General features: G+C 52.6%; 1 protein-coding gene. It reads left to right on the top strand.

The annotated features are described in order from the left end of the window. On the top strand, nucleotides 1–925 hold a 925-nt coding region (locus HK24_RS11635), incomplete at its 5' end, for a Hint domain-containing protein (RefSeq protein WP_198942128.1). Between the last annotated feature and the right edge of the window lie 492 nt (nucleotides 926–1417).

Raw genomic sequence — 1417 nt, 5'->3', positions numbered from 1 at the left:
CGTCACGTGGGCGGGGCATGCGCATTGTACGGTGCGACCATATCTTCCACTGGATCAGGCGGGCTATCCCGTCCGTATTCTGAAGGACGCAGTATCCGACGGCGTCCCATTCAAGGATATGCTCATCACAGCCGAGCACTGCCTGTTTTTTGATGGAAAATTCGTTCCGGCCCGTATGCTCGTAAATGGTCGTTCGATCTTCTATGACACGTCGATAACCTCTTACGATTACTACCATATCGAAACTGAAGAACATTCAGTCATCATGGCAGATGGTATGCTGACTGAGAGTTATCTCGACACTGGAAATCGTAGTGCGTTCAGGCAAAGTGGAGAGGTTCTCTCCCTGACGCCGTCCCGTAATCTATCCTGGGAGGATGCAGCAGCGTCTTTGACCGTAGACCGTGATCTTGTCGAACCCCTCTTCCGTCAGATTGAGACACGAGCTGTTCACCTCAATTCTTCTCTTATGACTGATACTCCCTCCCTGACGCAGGAGAACGATCTTCATTTGGTCACAGATACCGGTACGACGCTTCGTCCGATCCGTAAAAATAATGACCGGATTATGTTCATGATTCCGGCTGGTGTTGAAAACGTTCGGATTGTTTCAAATGCAAGCCGCCCGTGTGATGTTGTCGGACCGTTTGTGGATGACCGCCGTATACTCGGCCTGCTGGTCGGCGACGTCCAGCTTTTCGAGGGACACGCGACGAAGACCCTGACATCTCATCTGCAGGACATCAATCTGTCCGGATGGAACAATATCGAGGACGGCCTGTGCCGCTGGACAAACGGAAGCGCGCTCTTGCCCCTTGGGTCCCGGCCGATTGGAAGTATTGCTCTCATGGCGCTTCAGGTTCACGCTTCGGGGCCATATCTGGCCTCAGACGCTGAAGCTGACCTACACGCTCTACAGGCTTGACGTGACACTAACTCAGCGTCAACAAAACGCTGGGTTAAGGTGGAAGGGTCTGATACCCGCTCTGTGATGTGAGCAGAGCGGGGATTTTCGGCTCTGGTGCGGCTAGCAGGGGGACTAATCCGTTTCAGGAAGATAAAGCGGAGCATGTTGTAGGCTATAATTGCAGTCCGATCCTCATTGTGGCCCGTGTGATACCGAGAATTCGGATGAACAATCCCGTCTGTAACTTCTGGTCAGCAGAGACATGCTCGATCCGAGATCGGGTCGTTGACTTGCAGGCGTTGGATTTCTGGATACGCCGCGGGCCGCGTCTTGAGAGACGACTTATGGACCTTTCTTTGAGACAAAGTCTGGCTCCTCTACGACGTCCTCATTGGCTTTTGAGCACCAGGGTGCACTATTTTTATCAGCAGCCTAGGTGGAGGGATCGAAGAACCCTTGATTGATGTGCTTGGCCCGTAATTTCTGGCTTTTGGCGATTTGATAGACGGT

The organism is Gluconobacter sp. DsW_058 (genome assembly GCF_002153615.1).
Classification (GTDB): Bacteria; Pseudomonadota; Alphaproteobacteria; order Acetobacterales; family Acetobacteraceae; genus Gluconobacter; species Gluconobacter cerinus.
This window is presented reverse-complemented; position numbering and strand designations above follow the sequence as displayed.